Source organism: Actinomadura sp. BRA 177 (assembly GCF_013372625.1).
GTDB lineage: Bacteria > Actinomycetota > Actinomycetes > Streptosporangiales > Streptosporangiaceae > Spirillospora.
On sequence record NZ_JABXFD010000338.1, the window covers coordinates 1 to 2,343 of the forward strand.

Here is a 2,343-nt window from a genome sequence, read left to right on the forward strand (position 1 = left end):
GGGTCAGGTGGGGTTGACGAGGCCGGCTTCGTGGGCGAGGACGGCGGCCTGGACGCGGTTGCGGACGTCCAGGCGGGTGAGGATGGCGCTGACGTAGGCCTTGACGGTGCCTTCGGCGAGGTGGAGGCGGGCGGCGATCTCGGCGTTGGACAGGCCTGCGCCGAGGAGGGCGAGGACGTCGCGTTCGCGCGGGGTGAGGGTGGCGGTGCGGTGGCGGGCGCGGGCGCGGCCGGCGAGGTCGCCGCCGCCGATCTGGGTGATGACGCGGTGGGCGACCTTCGGGGACAGGTAGGCGGCGCCGCCGGCGACGGCGTGGACGCCGGCGATGAGTTCGCGGGGGTCGCCGGATTTGAGGAGGAAGCCGCTGGCGCCGCCGGACAGGGCGCGGGCGATGTAGTCGTCCTCGCCGAAGGTGGTGAGCATGATGATGCCGGTGGCGGGGGCGGCGCGGCGCAGTTCGGCGGCGGCGAGGCCGTCGAGGCGGGGCATGCGGATGTCGAGGAGGGCGACGTCGGGGCGGTGGCGGAGGGTGAGGTCGATGGCCTCGTGGCCGTCGGCGGCCTCGGCGACGACGTCGATGCCGGGGTCGGTGGTGAGGATGGCGCGGACGCCCGCGCGGATCATCGTCTCGTCGTCGGCGAGCAGGGCCCGGATCACTCGTTCTCCTGGTCGGTGCGGTGGCCGGCGCTGAGCCGGCCGGTGTCGTAGCTGTTCTTGGCGGTGAGGTGGCCGCCGGTGAAGCAGAGGCGGTAGATGCGGGAGACGCCGAGGAGGTCGGCGTCGGGGCGGTAGTAGCGGCAGTCGGCGCGGGCGGGTTCGGGGACGACGGCGTGGACGACGCCGGAGTCGGTGGTCTGCATCCGCGGCAGGACCTGTTCGACCTGGTGCCGGGGTTGGCCGACGCGCAGGGCGGCGTAGTCGGCGGGCGGGAGGACGGAGTTGAGGGCGGCGTAGACGTAGTAGCCGGCCATGATGGCGCCGAGGAGGGCCATGAGGGCGGCGGGGACGGTGATGGCGGTGATGAGGCCGCGGCGGACCTGGAGGCGTTCGCGGGCGAGGTGGCGGGCGGATTCGGAGGGCCACTCCCCCGGTGTGGTGCGGGGCGCGTCCCCGGTGGTGGCGGGCCCGGTGGTGGGGAGGTCGGCGGTGGGGAGGTCGGCGGTGAGGGTGAAGCCGCCGCCGGGATCGGGGGCGGCGTGCAGGGTGCCGCCGAGGAGGCGGACGCGTTCGGTGAGGCCGGTGAGGCCGCGTCCGCCGGCGGGCAGGAGCGGCGGGTGTCCGGGCGGCGGGTCGTTGGCGACGGTCACGGTGAGGGTGCCGTCGTCGGCGGGGCCGGTGAGGGTGACGGTGACGGCGGCGCCGGGGGCGTGCTTGGCGGCGTTGGTGATGGCTTCCTGGACGACGCGGTGCGCGGTGAGCGCGGGCATGGGCGGCAGGTCGGGCGGGGTGCCGGTGAGGTGGACGGGGACGCCGGAGGCGCGGGCGCGGTCGACGAGGTCGGGGATGGTCTCGCGGGCGGGCGCCGCGGGGTCCTCCCCCGGGCGGGGGCCGGTGCCGGTGTCTTCGCGGAGGACGCCGATGATCTCGCGGAGGCGGTCGGTGGCGTCGGCGGCGCCGGTGCGCAGTTCGGCGGCGGCGTCGCGGTGCCGGGCGTCGAGTCCGGGGGCGACCTGGAGGGCGCCTGCGCGGACGGCGATGAGGGCGAGTTCGTGGCCGAGGGAGTCGTGCATGTCCTGGGCGATGCGGGCGCGTTCGCGGAGGCGTTCGCGTTCGGCGATGATGCGCTGCTGGTGTTCGAGGCGTTCGGCGCGTTCCCAGCCGGCGCGCAGGAGTTCCTGGTGCTGGCGCCAGTAGCGGCCGACGAGCCAGGGCAGGACGCCGAGGAGGACGAGCCAGACGGTGGAGGGGAACCAGGTGGTGACGGCGAGGCCGCGGGCGATGGACAGCAGGACGCCGCCGGTGAGGGCGGCGGTGAATCCCCACAGGACGGGTTGGGCGCGGCGGGTCCGCAGGCCCGTCAGGTAGGACAGGACGGGCATGGCGAACACGAAGTTGCCGTGGATCGCGGTGAGGGTGATGGCGGTGAGGAGTGCGGCGGTGGGCCGGGTGCGGCATACGGCGACGGCGGCGGCGAGGGCGGTGAGCCCGGCTCCCTGCAGCCACCAGGACGGCTGCCCGGGGCGGAGCGGGGAGATCATGGTGGTGGCGACGGGGAAGGCGAGGACGGCGTAGAGCAGGACGTCCTTGATCAGCGCGGCGCGGGTGGGGCGGCGGGTGGCGGCGCGCAGCGCGGACGGCCGGACGGCGTGGGCCGCTGTGCGTGCGGTGCGGGCGGCGGTGTGG

2 protein-coding genes are annotated in these 2,343 nt (G+C 75.8%); both read right to left on the reverse strand.

Going from position 1 to position 2,343, the window contains the following annotated elements; all coding sequences use genetic code 11:
• Nucleotides 1–3: 3 nt before the first annotated feature.
• Nucleotides 4–657, reverse strand: a complete 654-nt coding sequence (locus HUX53_RS17880) for a response regulator transcription factor (protein WP_176404345.1) — start codon at nt 655–657, stop codon at nt 4–6.
• The coding region (locus HUX53_RS17885; RefSeq protein WP_176404346.1) for a sensor histidine kinase at nt 654–2,343 on the reverse strand (1,690 nt) is incomplete at its 5' end. The genes HUX53_RS17880 and HUX53_RS17885, both read right to left, overlap by 4 nt.